Origin of the sequence: Vibrio barjaei, assembly GCF_001639065.2 — a bacterium.
Lineage (GTDB): Bacteria > Pseudomonadota > Gammaproteobacteria > Enterobacterales > Vibrionaceae > Vibrio > Vibrio barjaei.
The window spans coordinates 55,909-71,271 of sequence record NZ_LQXO02000045.1; the positions used below are offsets into that span (position 1 = coordinate 55,909).

Below are 15,363 nucleotides of genomic sequence, written 5' to 3' on the forward strand. Positions count from 1 at the left end.
GCAAAAAAGGAGTTAGGCTTGGCGCCTAACTCCTTCTTAATTAGCTCAGTTCACTGATCGCCTTAGTTAATTCTTTCTGTGCGTCAGTTTTAATCAATTTTTGCTGTAGAGGTTTGCAGCTTTCCTGGAATTGTCTCACGTCGACATCAATAAAGGTCGCACCATTCTCCTCCGCTAACGCACGAGCCTTACCAATTTGAGCATTCCATTTAGCAAACTCGTCAACAGTCGACTCTTTAGCTAAACGACGAATCGTCGCTTGGTCTTCCTTCGACATTGAATTGATGAAGTCGTCGCTGATAACGACTAGGTCAGGCACCATCAAGTGAGAAGTTTTGCTAAAGTAAGGAGCCACTTCATAGTGCTTCATATCGGCATAAGTAATTTCATTATTCTCACCACCGTCAAGGACACCTTGTTGAACCGCAGTATACACTTCACCTTGACTCATCGGCACACCAGTACCGCCCATGCACCCTAGCATCTCTACCATAGTATTCGACTGCATCACGCGGATTTTCTGACCTTTCATATCCTCGACTGACTTAACGTTATGCCCCTTGGTATAAACGTTACGAGAACCAGCGGTATAAGCCGTCAATACTTCAAAACCAAACTTTTTGGTAGAGGCAAATAGCTTGTCTAGAGCTCCGGAAGTAAACACTTTTTCTTGATGCTCAATACCGGTATAAGCGAAAGGCATGCCGATTGCAGTGAAGGTATTGTCATAGTTTTCTACCAACGGGTTTGCTACTACTGCCATTTGCACTGCGCCAGCTTGAACCAGCTCCAACGACGCACGTTGATCGCCGAGCAGTGCATTGGGATAAATAGTAACTTTGTAACGACCATCCGTTTCCGCTTCTAACTGTTTACCAAACTCTTCCAAAGCCAAATATTGAGGGTGCTTGTCAGATTGGTTAAATGCCGCTTTGATTTCCGTTGCTGCAAATGTCATTGATGATACTGTGACTGCTGCGCCCGCTACGGTAGTAAGAAGTACATTTTTCAGAGTTTTGTTCATGTTAATTTCCTATTAGTATCAACTAAGCCAATGTATCCATTGGAATAAAGTCCATATCGTCGAATGTTTGATTTTCACCTAACATTCCCCAAACAAAGCTATAGTTTTGCGTACCACACCCCGAATGAATCGACCAACTTGGTGACAGTACGAGTTGTTTATCTCTAACTAGAATGTGACGAGTTTCGGTAGGTTCGCCCATCATATGAAACACGGCTTGTTCTGGCTTGATATTGAAATACACATACGCTTCCATTCGACGTTCGTGAGTATGTGCAGGCATCGTGTTCCAAACGCTACCCGGTGCTAAATGAGTGATTCCTAAACATAGCTGACAGGTTTCTATCACATCCGGATGCAGGTATTGGTTAATGACGCGTTGGTTTGCCGTCTCTATTGAACCAAGTTCTACCACGCGAGCCTCACTCTGAGGAATTACCCTTGTGGGTAGCGATTTGTGCGCTGGTGCACTTAATCCGTAGACTGTCGCGTTACCTTCTGCTTTCTCTATCTCAATTGTCTTTGAGCCTAGGCCGACATAAAGCACATCCATAGCATTTAAATGGAACGTTTTTGCATCTACGGTTACTTTTACAGCTCCTTCTAAGCAAGCTAACCCAAGCTCTCTTCGCTCAAGAAAAAACTCGGTCCCGAACGACTTACTATCTATCCACTCCTCTAAAATCAATGGTTTATCTTGAGGACAAATTCCTAAAGCAACCGCTCGGTCAATATGGCTATACGCTACCGATACCCGAGATGGTATGAATAGCTCGTCGATCAAGAACTCATCACGCAGTTGTGCAGTGGAGTACTTTTTCACGTCTCTAGGGTTCGCTGAATACTTCGTTAACATAACTTTCCTTAACCGTAATTTATGCTTTTAATAGTAACAGTCGTTCTTATACGATCAATACCATTCACATATGAACAGCCGTAGACGTGATCACTGATCCTTAAAATTGGAAAATTAACGGTTAAATCTTGAACTAGATCTGGTTTTGAAACTGCGTTTTAAAAACACAAAGAGAAGTATTTGATGTGAGTAAATTAACTTTGAATATTAAGCAGAGATGAACTCAATGGGCGTGGCTGGCTAGAGCACAGCCACGTTACATTGATCATAAAAAGTGGTGAGCGTAAATAGTTGAACTTACCAGTGACGCTGTCTTGGCTCGAATTGTGGTGATGTTTTCTTTTTCAAAGCCTGTTGTACGCGAACGAAATTTCTCCCCAGCATAATGCGTATCTGGCTATAAGTTTCATACGCCAAAAGTTTCCATGCAGGTGCGGTCCAATAACGAGTGTACATATGCTTCATAGCGGCGGTCACATCTGGGGATTTTTGGGCGATTTGAGTGCAAAGTGCCAATGCCTCTTTCATAGGGTCATCGCTGACTTCGGTCACTAATCCCATAGATAATGCTGCCTTAGCGTCAAGTTCTGTAGCGCAAATCGAGATTCGCATCGCTTGGTCCTTCGGCATGATTTCCCTAAGGGCAATGGATCCCGCCATATCTGAGGTTAATCCCATTCGCGACTCCATGATCGAAAGGTTGGCATTAGGCGCGCAGAATCTAAAATCCGCCCCTAGTGCTATTTGCATACCGGCTCCCCAGCAATACCCTTCGATTACAGCAATAACAGGAACGGATAGTTTTCGCCAGTTACTGCTCACTTGCTGGGCCCGATTTGATTGACCGGGAAGCCACTTGAACAAAAGCCTTGCAGCTAAGCTCTTATTTTTCATCATGGATTTAAAATCGAGTCCTGAGCTAAAGTTTCCTTCACTTCCTGTCAGGATAACCGCCCTCAACATTCTATCCTTGCGAAGAACTTTGCTCACATGAATCAACTCATTAAACATGATCATGTCGACACCATTGAGCTTATCCGCCCTGTTTAAGCTTACAGTCACTACATGCTCATCCCTAGTCACTTTAATGCGTTGATAATCCATCCTTGTCTCCTCTATCTAACATCCATCGCATCCGATATGCGAGCTCTAATAGTTATCTCAAAGTGTAGTCGGCAAACCATCAAAATTAGAATCAATACTCTAAAATGAGAGATCATCACGAAAAAAGCTAGATACCTGAGTCCATGGTGTTAATCGAGTAATTGTGAGCGAGGTTCATTCTTAACAATACTAATTTATAGAATTATGAGATTGCTCTAATTAGCCGTCGAGTATTCTTGTGAACAGCGACTAGAGTGTTTGAATATCTTAGACGTAACGGATAAATAGGAAGTACTGTCCATGATTAAGGAAAATCAATCACGTTCTGAACACCAATCCAAACATAAAAAGCTCTCTGAAAACAGCCGTGATCCTTTATGGCTTACTGTTAGCTATGCCATCTTCACTTACCTGCTTCTTAGCTACGTACTGCCTAATTATGTAGGAACAGAAACTGCAGCTGGCGGGGCGCTTGTCGGGCTTCTTGCCGAGTATGCACTGTACGTCTCTTCACTATGGCTATTACCAGAGCTCATCGCTTTATTAAGGCCTTTAAAATCAGAGTCAGAAATAGAAGCCGTACAGAAAACCATTTAACTAAAGTGTTAAATCACTCGCAAAAAACTATTTTAACGATTAAATATTAACCAAAGAAAAATAAGTTCGCACGTTTACAATAGGTTACGACTGGCACATTGATACCCCGAAAAAACTGTGAGCAAGATCAACTTGATCCTGTAAATTCATAGTGTTACTGTGGCTTTGATGACGAAAATATGACCACAAGGAGTGTGCTTTGCCGAATATTCAAGTGAGTCGTTGGCGTGTTGAATCCTGTCCAGAATCACTGGAGCAGAAAATTATCTCTGCCGTCGCCTACCAAGAAATGAAGGGAACTATTTCTGATTTTGAGTTGTGTCAGATATTCGGAGAAACCGTTTGGAAGAGCGGAGAGAATTACCATACACATGCTGTTTCTGTGTTAATCAATGAAGCCGAAAGGTGCTGTCGAGTCATTCCAAGATTACCAGTGGGGTAGTCTGCATTGATAACCTAATGTATTGATATTAAAAAGGGTCTACCAACTGGTAGACCCTTTTTTTATTCTTGTCTTTAGCTCTGCGAGTAGATGGCTTCCAACTTCTCGTCTTTACGTTTCCAAACATCGTTAAGCCAGTTGTGGAAACGACGTTTAAATGCTTTGTCGTTGAAATAGTCGCCATTTAGGTTTTCGTCCATCGGATACACATCGATTTTAACCACAACTTTGGTCAGCTTACCCTTCAACAAATCATTAAATGGGTCTTCTCGATTTTCTGGATACGCCAGTGTTATATCAACGACCCCATCCAACAAATGGTTCATAGCATTGAGTGTAAATGCTACACCACCTGTTTTTGGCTTCAACAAGTGGCGATAAGGGGTTTTAACTGTTGCCAACTTTTCTTCGCTATATCGCGTCCCTTCAACAAAGCTGATCATGGTTGTTGGTACGTGCTCAAACTTTTTGCAGGCTTTGCGAATCGCGTTAAAATCATCATTGCGTCGCTCTGGATGCTTAACCAGATAGGCCTGAGAATGTCGCTTCATAAATGGCATATCCAAACCCCAACAAGCAAGGCCGACAAAAGGCACATACAGTAAGCTTTGTTTGAGCAAGAATTTGCACATTGGCATTCTGTTTTTCATCACGGAGGTGATGATAACTATGTCAGCCCAACTTAAATGGTTAGACAACAACATGTACCATTGGTCAGGTGTCAGGTCATCACCGCCTTCCACATCCCATTCGATGTTGTTGTTCAGATTTAGTAACCATAAATTAATCGTCGCCCAAAGCCACATCTGCTTGTTAGAAAGGCTTGTCATCAATGTCTGAACAAATTTTAATGGCAGTACTAATTTGATGATTGAGAATGTGCAAACCACGAATGCGGTCACAGCCGTATTTGCCATTACAAGAAAAGAATTGAAGAAGAGACGTAGATTGCTGAACATACCAATTGTTATAAAGCTAAAAGAAGTCGCAATGATAGCAACTTTTAACTAAACGTATAGTAAAGCTTTGTCACCCAAACGTGCCTTTGTAAAGACACGTTAATTTTATTGTTTAATAACAACATGTTATTAAAGCCACCCAGCTAGTCGTCCGACCAGGTAAAGTGAAATACCCGCCATCACACCCGCAACAATATCGTCAATCATGATACCTAAACCACCATGAACGCGCTTATCGAGCCAGCCGATTGGCCATGGTTTTACCATATCGAAGAAACGGAATAGCACAAAACCTGTCAGTAACCATTTCCAATCATCAACTGGTAGTTTAAGTGCAGGGACTATCGCCATGGTGATCCAGAATCCGGCGAACTCATCCCATACAATGGAGCCATGGTCGTGTACGCCCATATCATCTGACGTCACTTGGCAGATTTTTACACCGATGATACAAGACAGTAAAACTACGATGAGATACACGCTCAAAGGCAATTGTGCTAAGAGCAGATATAACGGAATCGCTGCCAGAGTACCCATAGTACCGGGTACAACAGGCGATAGACCACTGCCAAAGCCAGTTGCAAGCAAATGCCAAGGGTTTTTTAGAGAGATTAAGTCAAGGGGGTTACTCATTGGCTCACCTTAAAGTGGTCGAATCCACCCAACTGCCAGTCAAGTGGTTGGTCGTTTGAATGTAGATCAAGATTGCCTGTGCCCGTTATTTGTCCAATACAGGTAAATGGCGTGTTTGATAGCGCGATCTCAAGTTGGCCTCTGTTAGCTTCCGGTACCGTAAAGCAAAGTTCATACTCTTCGCCGCTGGTTAATGCGTACTGCTTTGCGATGTCATCAGACTCAACGAACAGCTTGAGTTCAGAAGAAGTAGGCAGCAAGTCGACATCAATACGGGCCCCAACATTTGAGCGCTTTAAAATATGCCCTAAGTCAGAAATAAGGCCATCAGAGATATCAATCGCAGCAGAAGCGATATCGCGAAGGGTAATGCCTGCAAGCACTCTCGGCGTCGCTTCAAAATGGCGCTTTTCTAACTCACGGTTGAGTTCGGTATTCGCACTGATGTTTTTTTCCAGAATCACATCAAGGCCAGCTTTTGCGTCACCGAGGTGACCTGTCACATAAACCCAGTCTCCAGAACTTGCCCCACTTCGAGTCAGGGCTTTGCCTTGTGGTAGTGTGCCTTGCACAGTAAGAGTAATCGCCAGCGGTCCTTTTGTGGTGTCGCCACCAATGAGCTGGATACCGTAGTAGTCTGCTAACGAGAAAAACGCATTGCAAAAACGCTCAAGCCAGCGTTCGTTCACTTCTGGTAATGAGATCCCCATGGAAACCCAAGCAGGTGATGCACCCATTGCTGCTAAATCACTGATATTCGAGGCAAGTGCCTTATGTGCAATCCAAGCCGGATCGGCATCAGCGAGAAAATGGGTACCGGATACTAAGGTATCGGTACTAATAGCTATGTGACTATCAACGGGAGGGGCGACAATGGCACAATCATCACCTTGTGCTAAAACCACGTCTTTGCGTTGCTGCTGTTTATGCGCGAAGTACTTGTCGATTAAACTAAATTCACCGGACATCTTGTAGGCTTTGTGCTGGAAAGGTGAGAAGAGTATATAAAAAAGGCCAGCAATTTGCTGACCTTTTTACGAATAGACAAACGTTAATCGTTACTTTTTGCGAACGTGAGGTGCTGCTTTATCTAGAACACCATTAACGAACTTGTGGCTGTCTTCTGCTGCGAATACTTTCGCAAGCTCAATAGCTTCGTTGATAACCACTTTGTAAGGTACGTCTTCGCGACTCGTCATTTCGTACATCGCTAGACGAAGAAGCGCAAGCTCCATCATGTCTAGATCTTGCATTGGACGAGAAACGAACGGACGTAACTTGCTGTCTAGTTCCGTGTGATTCAACGCGACACCCGTGAGCAAATCACGGAAATATACAACGTCAGTCTCTGGCGCAGTCAACGCAGGCTCAGCAGCATGATGTTCTTCTTCATCATACTTACCACCTGATAAGAACTGTTCTTCAACAGTGGCAACATTTTCTTTAGTAATTTGCCAAGAATAAATTGCTTGCAGAGCAAATTGACGTGCATTACGACGTGCGGCTGGTTTCACACTGGCCCCCATTAGGAATCGATTTCAGAAAGAACGTTGATCATTTCAAGCGCGCTTAGTGCAGCCTCTGCACCTTTATTACCAGCCTTGGTTCCAGCACGCTCAATTGCTTGATCGATAGTATCAACAGTCAATACACCAAATGCTACTGGTAGGCTATATTCCAGAGACACTTGCGCAAGACCTTTATTACACTCACTACAAACATAGTCGAAATGTGGTGTACCGCCACGAATTACTGTACCCAAAGACACGATTGCATCAAACTTACCTGTTTTAGCAACTCGCTGAGCAACCAATGGTAGCTCTACCGCACCAGGGCAACGAACAACAGTGATGTTGTCTTCACTTACTTGGCCGTGACGTTTTAAAGTATCGATAGCACCAGATAATAGGCTTTCATTGATAAAACTATTGAAACGAGAAATTACAATAGCAATCTTTGCGTTCGGTGCTGGGAAGCCACCCTCGATAACTTTCATATGCTTTCCTTATAAACTATGTTCATCGCGCGAGAATCGCCGGATTCTAGCACAACTCAATTATCAATATCCACCGCTAACTTTAGTCAAACACTGCTTTCACAATACTTGCAGTTGGTTGCGGCGCGACGAAAAAGAAAAAGCCTTTGCGTTTCATAAGCAAAGGCTTGGATAAATTACTCAGTAATGTATTCAGTGACGCTCAGACCAAAGCCACCCAGTGCGTGATACTTTTTATCCGCAGCAGACAGCAGCTTCATTTCGTGCACGCCAAGATCCGCGAGAATCTGCGAGCCTACGCCTACTCGGCGCGATGTGCCTTGTTTTTTAGCCATGGTCGGTGCTGAGCCATTGTCTTGTTGCTCGAATACCTTGATCTTGTGAACAATAGCATCAGTGCTTTCTTCATTACCAAGAATCACAAGTACACCGCCTTCTTTTCCAATGCGCTTCATCGCTTTGTCTAAAGTCCAGCTGCGATCGGAGTTTCGGTTTGAGCGTAAGATATCAGTAAAGGTGTCTTGCAAATGTACGCGAACTAACGGAGTGTTAGCCGTCAAATCACCGGCACACATCGCGTAGTGGATTTGATTGTCGATAGTATCGCGGTAGGTCACTAGCTCAAAATCACCAAATTCAGTCGGCAAATGACAGGCTGCGACACGTTCAATAGTAGTCTCGTTGTTGTTACGATACTCGATGAGGTCAGCAATCGTTCCCAGCTTAATGTTGTGTTTTTCGGCGAAAACTTCTAAGTCAGGACGACGCGACATTGTGCCATCGTCATTAAGAATCTCGACAATCACAGAAGCAGGCTCAAAACCCGCGAGTTTTGCCAGATCGCAGCCAGCTTCAGTATGACCAGCGCGAGTTAACACGCCTCCATCTTGTGCCGCCAGTGGAAAAATGTGGCCTGGTTGCACTAAGTCTGCAGCCTTAGCGTCTTTTGCAACTGCGGCTTGAACTGTACGTGCGCGATCTGCCGCAGAGATACCAGTGGTTACGCCTTCCGCAGCTTCAATAGACACAGTAAAGTTAGTGGTGTACTGCGCGTTGTTATCTTGAACCATAGGTGGTAAGCCTAGTGCTTCACAACGGCTCTTTGTCATGGTTAAGCAGATCAGTCCACGTCCATGAGTCGCCATAAAGTTAATGGCTTCTGGTGTGATATGTTCAGCGGCCATAATAAGGTCACCTTCATTCTCACGGTCTTCATCGTCCATTAGGATAACCATTTTCCCAAGGCGAATGTCTTCAATGATTTCTTGCGGCGTACTAATTGGCATTTCACATTCCTGTATTGGTTCGTTGGGCATCAAGCTTTGCGTCAGATTTTAAGCGAAGCCGTTTTGTTGTAGGAAGTCCATGGTGATTCGAGACTCAGATTCGTTACTGGCTTTCGATTGCAGCAATCGTTCCATATAACGAGCTAGGACATCCACTTCTAAATTAATTTTTCGGCCAACATGAAAGTTGTCGATGGTCGTTTCTTCCGATGTATGGGGTACAATCGTCAGTTTAAAGGCATCTTTGCGAACGTCGTTGACCGTCAGACTGATCCCATCTACGGTAATAGAGCCTTTTTCCGCTACATACTTGCTTAGCTCAGACGGCATCTGCACCCAAAACTCTATGGCGCGACCAACTTGTTGTCGGTCCACAATTTCTCCAACGCCATCCACATGCCCAGAAACGATGTGCCCGCCAAATCGTGTCGTCGGTAGCATCGCTTTTTCTAGGTTTACTTTGTCGCCAACACTATAATGGGCAAAACCTGTTTTCTTTAGCGTCTCAACGGATAAGTCCGCATGGTAACTGTTGTCCGTGAAGCTGGTGACCGTAAGACAGACGCCATTTGTCGCGATACTGTCTCCTAGTTTTACGTCACTCATGTCCAGATTGCCCACTTCAACATGAATACTGATATCTTCTCCTTTTGGAGTGATACCCTTCAGTGTGCCAACCGCTTCAATAATTCCTGTAAACATTGTTCTACTTCTGCTTTAGTTTTGGTGTGGCGACAATGCGAACGTCGCTTCCCACCATACGAATATCTTTTATATCGAGCTCGATGACGTCTTGCATCTCAGTCAATCCAAGTGCCCCGATAAGCCCTCGCCCATCAGCACCCATAAGTTTAGGAGCTAAATACACAATAAGCTCATCAACGAGCTGTTGTTGAATCATCGATCCAGCGAGCGTTGCCCCAGCTTCTACCCAGACATGATTAATTTGTTGGTCTTTAGCTAGGTGTTGCAGCGTTTCAGCCAAATCCAGTTGATTAGCTGTGTTCATTGCCACGTTAAGATCGCCACCAGCCTGAGCTACTCGAGTAATATCGCCCTCAGCTTGGAACAATTTCAGCTCTCTCGATAGTGCATTTTGTCTATCCAAAATCACGCGAGTAGGTTGGCGTAATTCATCAGGCTCAATAACATTAGTGACATGACTTGGCAGCTCATCCCAACGCACATTCAAAGAGGCATTATCTTCTATCACGGTTTGACTTGTCGATAGAACCGCGCCTGACTGGGCACGATACGCTTGAACGTCTCGACGTGCTTCGGAGCCAGTAATCCACTGGCTTTTGCCGTTGGCTAAGGCCGTTTGCCCATCAAGGCTGGCTGCCATTTTCAGTTGGACAAATGGCATACCTGTTTCCATTTTCTTCAGGAAACCAGGATTGAGTGCTCGAGCATCTTGTTCCAGAAGACCAACGGACACCTCAATGCCGGCTTCGCGAAGCATATTAAAGCCTCGACCAGCCACTTGCGGATTAGGATCAGACATGGCACAAATGACTTTAGACACACCTGCCTTTATCAGCCCTTCAGCACATGGAGGTGTTCGTCCATAGTGTGAGCATGGCTCTAATGTGACATAGGCGGTCGCGCCCTTGGCTCGCTCGGCTGCCATTCTTAAGGCATGAACTTCCGCATGTGGCTCACCAGCTTTCTTGTGATAGCCTTCTCCCACTACCTCGTTATTTAAGGTAATGATGCAGCCTACATTTGGATTAGGCGCAGTGGTAAAGCGCCCTCTTTTCGCGAGCTCTATGGCACGGCTCATCATTTGATAATCAATAGCGCTAAATTGGCTCATAACTTTCCATATCTATGGCTAAATGCATCTGAGTCGATCAGTCTTCGAGACGAGCGATTTCTTCTCCAAACTCTCGAATATCTTCAAAGCTTCGATAAACGGAGGCAAAGCGAATATAAGCGACCTTATCCAACTCTTTCAATTGAGTCATGACAAGGTTACCAATCATTTCACTTGGTACTTCACGCTCTCCAGTCGCACGAAGTTGTGACTCAATATGACTGATAGCAAGTTCAATAGCGTCTGCACTTACCGGACGCTTTTCTAAAGCACGCTGAATACCGCCAACCATTTTATCTTTATTAAACGGTTCACGATTGCCGTTAGACTTGATGACTTTAGGCATCACCAGTTCGGCCGTTTCAAAGGTGGTGAAACGTTCACTACATGCCAAACATTGACGACGACGACGCACTTGGTGGCCATCCGCTACCAACCTTGAGTCGATAACTTTTGTATCATTTTCAGTGCAAAAGGGACAATGCATAACACCTCCTGTGGTTGATTTCCCAGTTTAGCGAAAATTCACCTATTAAGAAATCCACTATTTGACCAGTTAAGCCCGTTATCTATGGTATTGCTGAATGGCTTCACACTCTTGCCAATCAAAAGCATCAATAAGACTTTGCCAGACCGCATCAAAGTTTGCAGAAATGGTTATTTTCTGCTCAGTAATAGGATGAACAAACTTCAGTTCAGAAGCGTGTAGCAATAGGCGGTGCGAATCGTAGTGTTCGCGAAACAAACGATTGTGCTTGCCATCACCATGACTAGTATCACCAATAATCGGGTGACTCAGATGGTGCATGTGTCGGCGCAGTTGATGTTTACGACCAGTCTTAGGTTTCATCTCTACCAGGCAATAGCGACTGGTTGGGAATCGCCCTGTAGTATAAGGCACTTCAACCGATGCCAATGGCTGATAAGCGGTTACTGCAGGCTGCGCTTCCTTGTCTTGAGAAGCAAATTTATCGGCGATTTTGTCAAGCTCCACTTTAAGAGGGTAATCGAGAACATCACCCTCAGTGATCCAGCCTCGAACGATGGCATGATAGGTTTTCTCAATGTTGTGCTCAGCAAACATCGGCATAGCCTGTGAAGCGACTTCACTAGACAAAGCAAATAACAACACACCAGACGTTGGTCGGTCTAAGCGATGCAATGGGAATACATGTTGGCCAATTTGGTCTCGTAATGTCTGCATGACAAAACGCGTTTCGTTTTTATCAAGCCACGAACGGTGCACAAGCATACCCGCAGGTTTATTTACCGCGACTAAATATTGGTCTTGATAAACGATCTCAAGTGGTTCCACGGCAGGTAGAGTCATGGTTTCGGTCATTTGGCATTATCATCCAGTTTTTTTAATACAAGGATTATTTCTTGATACTCAGGGCGCAGCTTCCATGCCTCTTCAAAGTAAGGAGCGATCTCAAAGCCCTTCGGTAATGGCTGTCCCATCTCTATCATAGATTCAATACGCTGAATAAAAACCCACTGTAGCCACTCATGGGGTTCCAAAGTATCGACAGAGAAAGGTTGTTGGCTGCTCATCGCACTGGCTGTTGGCTCTTGGATTTGCCACAGTGCATGTTTTTTAAGCAACTCTTTTAGCTCTACGAGCAATAGCTTCATGGTAAATAGGCCGTTCGTTAGATTGCGGTCTCATCATTCGATGAAATTGGCAACCAATGACTTGAAAATTCGCGATAGAATACCATCTATTGTTCTATACCCAAACCGTACTAGGAATTACTCCATGGATACCATTCATACTTTGTCGGACCTTCTGGTAAACAGTGGCTGCGAATATCACATTTATGATATTTCTCGACGAGTTCAGCGCATCGACAATGATCAATTTGCCAACGTTGAGCAAGCAAGCCAACCGTACCCTTATCCGATTCAAAGACAGGCACAGTTTGCGATTGCCTACTGGAACGCGGAGAAACAACCTTGGATATGGTTTCTGAAGTTTAACCTCGATGAGCGCGGTCTACTTAGTCAGGCTGATGTGGGTCAGTTTCTTAAGTTTGTGATGGAAGCGATGGGGACTCGGCTGAGTAAGGAAATGAGTGAAGAGCAACAACAAAAGCTCGCGAATAACCCATTTACGTTCAAACCAAAAGACGACAAGCTTGCCGTGTTTCATAGCGTACTTCGTGCTGAGTTAGCACTACCAACCAGTCAATACTACACGCATGCGCAAGAATATTTTGCCGGTAAACTGGGATGGGATAATTGGCAAACAGTCGGTCTACAAGGTATTACTGACATTGCTGCTCGTCTCAGCACAGACGATAACAATCGACTAGTAAGAACCAGTTTACGACATATTGCTAACGAGCCGAGATATGCTCTGCTTGGAGCCTTGGAGCATATTGCCCTTCCAGCAAAACTTTCTGATACCTTATTTGAATTGGCCCAAAAGGAGGCGGAGACAGAGTACGCCGATCTGTTCCTACTATCCGCATATGTCCGTGCCTTATCTGGAGGAAAACCGGAACAACTTGAGTCGCTGATTACTACCATTTTGGCCAGTGCGACACTCAGTCATCAAGAAATTCTCATCGCAATCGCGGGTCGCTCTTGGTTACCGTTAACGACACCAGCGCTGGCAGAGCAATTTCTGATTAGACTAGCACAAACAGGAAACCAGACTCTGTTCAACCAACTGTTCGCCGATCTGGTTATGATGCCAAGTTTACGTTTGGTTCTGCTGCCACTCTTGCACTCTAGTCCGTCCCCTGAACTGGCACAGGCGTTGGTCGCGCTTCAGCAAAGTGCCACGCAGGGCCGAACGCATTAAGGAGACCTAACGGTGATCGACAATTTACTGATGATCTTAGCATTGAGCTTATTTTGCTTTTTGTTTTGGCAACAAAGACGACAAGGTGAAATTGCTAAAGCTGCGGTAAGTAGGCGTTGCAAAGAATTGGATCTGCAGATGCTTAGCGTGTCGTTCGGCGCACACAAGCTAAGAGATGCCAACGGTAGATGGGGTTGGCATACTATTTATGAATTTGAGTTTTCAGCCCTGGGCGATGATTACTATCAAGGAAAGCTGTTGATGAAAGGCTTTCATGTTCTGAATTTTCATCTGCCACCGCACCGAATGTAGATTGAAAGATCAAATACGGGCCGTGTTCATCTTTTGCATGGCCTATTTGCTCAAAGTTGAGCTTCTTAAGTAGTCTGATGGAAGGTTCATGGTCAGTATCGACATTCGCCGTCAATTTACTTAATCCCAAGGCCGCAACGACGTCAGGAATAAACGCACGCAACACTTCCGTAGCAATACCTTTATTCCAATACTGTTTATCAAAGATATAGCCCAGTTCCCCTTCACTACTCGCATGCCTGTCGACAAATATATGACCTAGATAGTCCCGGGTTCGAATGTCCAAGACTGCCATGGCATAAATATCAGGGTCGCTTAAGATCGATTGAAAAATAGTGCGTGCTTTTGCCAGCGTGTGAGGGCCATTCATGTGCTTTCTATTCTTAGCACAGACGTTAAGCATGAGAAAATCCGACTCGAGATGGTCGGTATAGGGGATTAATACTGTCCGTAGCGTAGCGATCGTCATAACGTTATTACATTCCTTTGATTTCGCGTGCAGACTATAACAAGTGATTCCATGAGATTTATTGATCTCAGATATAAGAAAAGCCCCAACACTTGCGTATTGGGGCTATAGTCTTACTCGCAGCAGTCCGGCTACTAAAAATGCTCCATGCATCATCCGTAATAGTGGCTGAATCCTTCAGCTATATCCATTCGTCGCCGTCCTAGCGGTGTCCATCTCATCCAATGACGCTAACCATCCCAGTCAGCTCGCTTCACTTGTTCCTTGAGCGGTGTCCTTGACCATCTTCCTGATGGGGTTCCTTCACTCTTCCTGAGTGTATCCTTTTCCTTTTAAATCATCTTCCTGATGATTGTTCGCATCCCGCGCTATCCTAACTTCCTTGCTGGTTACGGTTCCCTTGGTAACCAAATCTTCTTCCTGAAGATGACCTTCCAATGTCTTTCCTGTTCCGTGTCAGCATCCTTCCGACAAGTTCTAATTTACGCGATTGCCGTTTTTGAGCAATGCAGAAAACTCAATTTTTTCCGCACCAAAATGTTTCATAACAGTTAAAAATCAATAAATACAAATACTTAATTTTATTTTCTTCCAAATTTCTCGCGCTTTTATCTCTTTCTCTCACAACTGCTGTGAGAGATCTCGCACAAGCCTCTTCCGTTTTAGCGCGCTTATTAATGAAGCCATCAATGCCAAAGTGTGACGAGAATCGACTTTTGCTTTTCTGTACCCCGACCAAAATCACAGGTACTATTTAGTTATCCCTTATTGAATGGAAAAAAACATGCTAACGAAAGATGTCTCCGCAGAAATTGAAGCGGCTTTAAACTCATTGCATGCTGAGGGCAAGGAACCAACCGTCGCTTTGGTAAAGGCGCGTTTGAAGACCAAAGTGCCTATGCCTGCACTAATCACTGTAATTAAGTCCTGGAAGAGTAGCCAACACGTTCCTAAAGTTGAAGTGGCTGCTGAGCCTGAGATTCAGCCATTGGAACTCAGAGTGAAGGAATTAGAACAACAAGTCGCGCTACTGACGGAAAGACTGACCAAGCTGGAGTAG

General features: G+C 44.6%; 20 protein-coding genes. 5 read left to right on the plus strand and 15 right to left on the minus strand.

Features of this window, described 5'->3' with window-relative positions:
• Positions 1-40: 40 nt before the first annotated feature.
• From AWH66_RS19745 to AWH66_RS19755, 3 genes are all read right to left on the minus strand, one after another.
• Positions 41-1,024: a TRAP transporter substrate-binding protein gene (locus AWH66_RS19745; protein ID WP_006069883.1), complete on the minus strand. Its 984-nt coding sequence runs from the start codon at positions 1,022-1,024 to the stop codon at positions 41-43.
• Between the two features lie 22 nt (positions 1,025-1,046).
• Positions 1,047-1,880 (minus strand): 5-dehydro-4-deoxy-D-glucuronate isomerase, encoded by an 834-nt coding sequence (gene kduI / locus AWH66_RS19750; protein WP_063604133.1) that lies wholly within the window; start codon positions 1,878-1,880, stop codon positions 1,047-1,049.
• A gap of 297 nt (positions 1,881-2,177) precedes the next feature.
• Complete coding sequence (locus AWH66_RS19755) at positions 2,178-2,984, minus strand: crotonase/enoyl-CoA hydratase family protein (protein ID WP_063604132.1); 807 nt, start codon at positions 2,982-2,984, stop codon at positions 2,178-2,180.
• A gap of 300 nt (positions 2,985-3,284) precedes the next feature.
• On the opposite strand from AWH66_RS19755, the gene AWH66_RS19760 reads away from it, so the two are divergent.
• Both AWH66_RS19760 and AWH66_RS19765 read left to right on the plus strand, forming a co-directional pair.
• Positions 3,285-3,581, plus strand: a complete 297-nt coding sequence (locus AWH66_RS19760; protein WP_063604131.1) for a hypothetical protein — start codon at positions 3,285-3,287, stop codon at positions 3,579-3,581.
• Positions 3,582-3,780: 199 nt separating this feature from the next.
• Positions 3,781-4,023, plus strand: coding sequence for a hypothetical protein (locus AWH66_RS19765; protein ID WP_038167169.1), 243 nt, complete (start codon positions 3,781-3,783; stop codon positions 4,021-4,023).
• Between the two features lie 74 nt (positions 4,024-4,097).
• On the opposite strand, the gene AWH66_RS19770 is transcribed toward AWH66_RS19765, so the two are convergent.
• The 11 genes from AWH66_RS19770 to AWH66_RS19820 form a co-directional block, all read right to left on the minus strand.
• Positions 4,098-4,982: an acyltransferase gene (locus AWH66_RS19770; RefSeq protein WP_063604130.1), complete on the minus strand. Its 885-nt coding sequence runs from the start codon at positions 4,980-4,982 to the stop codon at positions 4,098-4,100.
• 129 nt (positions 4,983-5,111) lie between these two features.
• On the minus strand, positions 5,112-5,615 hold the full coding sequence (pgpA, locus tag AWH66_RS19775; protein WP_063604129.1) for a phosphatidylglycerophosphatase A: 504 nt from the start codon (positions 5,613-5,615) through the stop codon (positions 5,112-5,114).
• Positions 5,612-6,583, minus strand: coding sequence for a thiamine-phosphate kinase (gene thiL / locus AWH66_RS19780; protein WP_063604128.1), 972 nt, complete (start codon positions 6,581-6,583; stop codon positions 5,612-5,614). Before thiL ends, pgpA begins: the two co-directional genes overlap by 4 nt.
• A gap of 90 nt (positions 6,584-6,673) precedes the next feature.
• Positions 6,674-7,141, minus strand: a complete 468-nt coding sequence (nusB, locus tag AWH66_RS19785; protein ID WP_006069876.1) for a transcription antitermination factor NusB — start codon at positions 7,139-7,141, stop codon at positions 6,674-6,676.
• Positions 7,141-7,611 carry a 6,7-dimethyl-8-ribityllumazine synthase gene (gene ribH, locus AWH66_RS19790; protein WP_004415274.1) on the minus strand — a complete coding sequence of 157 codons (471 nt, stop codon included), beginning with the start codon at positions 7,609-7,611 and terminating at the stop codon, positions 7,141-7,143. The genes nusB and ribH overlap by 1 nt, the downstream gene beginning before the upstream one ends.
• A gap of 176 nt (positions 7,612-7,787) precedes the next feature.
• On the minus strand, positions 7,788-8,897 hold the full coding sequence (gene ribBA / locus AWH66_RS19795) for a bifunctional 3,4-dihydroxy-2-butanone-4-phosphate synthase/GTP cyclohydrolase II (protein WP_063604127.1): 1,110 nt from the start codon (positions 8,895-8,897) through the stop codon (positions 7,788-7,790).
• 48 nt (positions 8,898-8,945) lie between these two features.
• On the minus strand, positions 8,946-9,599 hold the full coding sequence (locus tag AWH66_RS19800) for a riboflavin synthase (RefSeq protein WP_063604126.1): 654 nt from the start codon (positions 9,597-9,599) through the stop codon (positions 8,946-8,948).
• Positions 9,600-9,603: 4 nt separating this feature from the next.
• Positions 9,604-10,713, minus strand: a complete 1,110-nt coding sequence (ribD, locus tag AWH66_RS19805) for a bifunctional diaminohydroxyphosphoribosylaminopyrimidine deaminase/5-amino-6-(5-phosphoribosylamino)uracil reductase RibD (RefSeq protein WP_063604125.1) — start codon at positions 10,711-10,713, stop codon at positions 9,604-9,606.
• A 37-nt stretch (positions 10,714-10,750) separates the two neighbouring features.
• The gene (gene nrdR, locus AWH66_RS19810; RefSeq protein WP_006069872.1) at positions 10,751-11,200 is read right to left on the minus strand and encodes a transcriptional regulator NrdR; all 450 of its coding nucleotides are present in this window, start codon (positions 11,198-11,200) and stop codon (positions 10,751-10,753) included.
• Positions 11,201-11,278: 78 nt separating this feature from the next.
• Positions 11,279-12,055 carry a tRNA pseudouridine(65) synthase TruC gene (truC, locus tag AWH66_RS19815; RefSeq protein ID WP_063604124.1) on the minus strand — a complete coding sequence of 259 codons (777 nt, stop codon included), beginning with the start codon at positions 12,053-12,055 and terminating at the stop codon, positions 11,279-11,281.
• Complete coding sequence (locus AWH66_RS19820; protein WP_063604123.1) at positions 12,052-12,348, minus strand: YqcC family protein; 297 nt, start codon at positions 12,346-12,348, stop codon at positions 12,052-12,054. Before AWH66_RS19820 ends, truC begins: the two co-directional genes overlap by 4 nt.
• 124 nt (positions 12,349-12,472) lie before the next feature.
• Between AWH66_RS19820 and AWH66_RS19825 the strand changes: the two genes are divergently transcribed.
• Both AWH66_RS19825 and AWH66_RS25495 read left to right on the plus strand, forming a co-directional pair.
• On the plus strand, positions 12,473-13,522 hold the full coding sequence (locus tag AWH66_RS19825; protein ID WP_063604122.1) for a DUF3549 family protein: 1,050 nt from the start codon (positions 12,473-12,475) through the stop codon (positions 13,520-13,522).
• 12 nt (positions 13,523-13,534) lie between these two features.
• Complete coding sequence (locus AWH66_RS25495; protein ID WP_081875866.1) at positions 13,535-13,834, plus strand: DUF3301 domain-containing protein; 300 nt, start codon at positions 13,535-13,537, stop codon at positions 13,832-13,834.
• On the opposite strand, the gene AWH66_RS19830 is transcribed toward AWH66_RS25495, so the two are convergent.
• Complete coding sequence (locus AWH66_RS19830) at positions 13,725-14,237, minus strand: GNAT family N-acetyltransferase (protein ID WP_240495643.1); 513 nt, start codon at positions 14,235-14,237, stop codon at positions 13,725-13,727. The two genes, AWH66_RS25495 and AWH66_RS19830, sit on opposite strands and share 110 nt — an antisense overlap.
• 850 nt (positions 14,238-15,087) lie before the next feature.
• Between AWH66_RS19830 and AWH66_RS19835 the strand changes: the two genes are divergently transcribed.
• Positions 15,088-15,363: a hypothetical protein gene (locus tag AWH66_RS19835; RefSeq protein ID WP_063604120.1), complete on the plus strand. Its 276-nt coding sequence runs from the start codon at positions 15,088-15,090 to the stop codon at positions 15,361-15,363.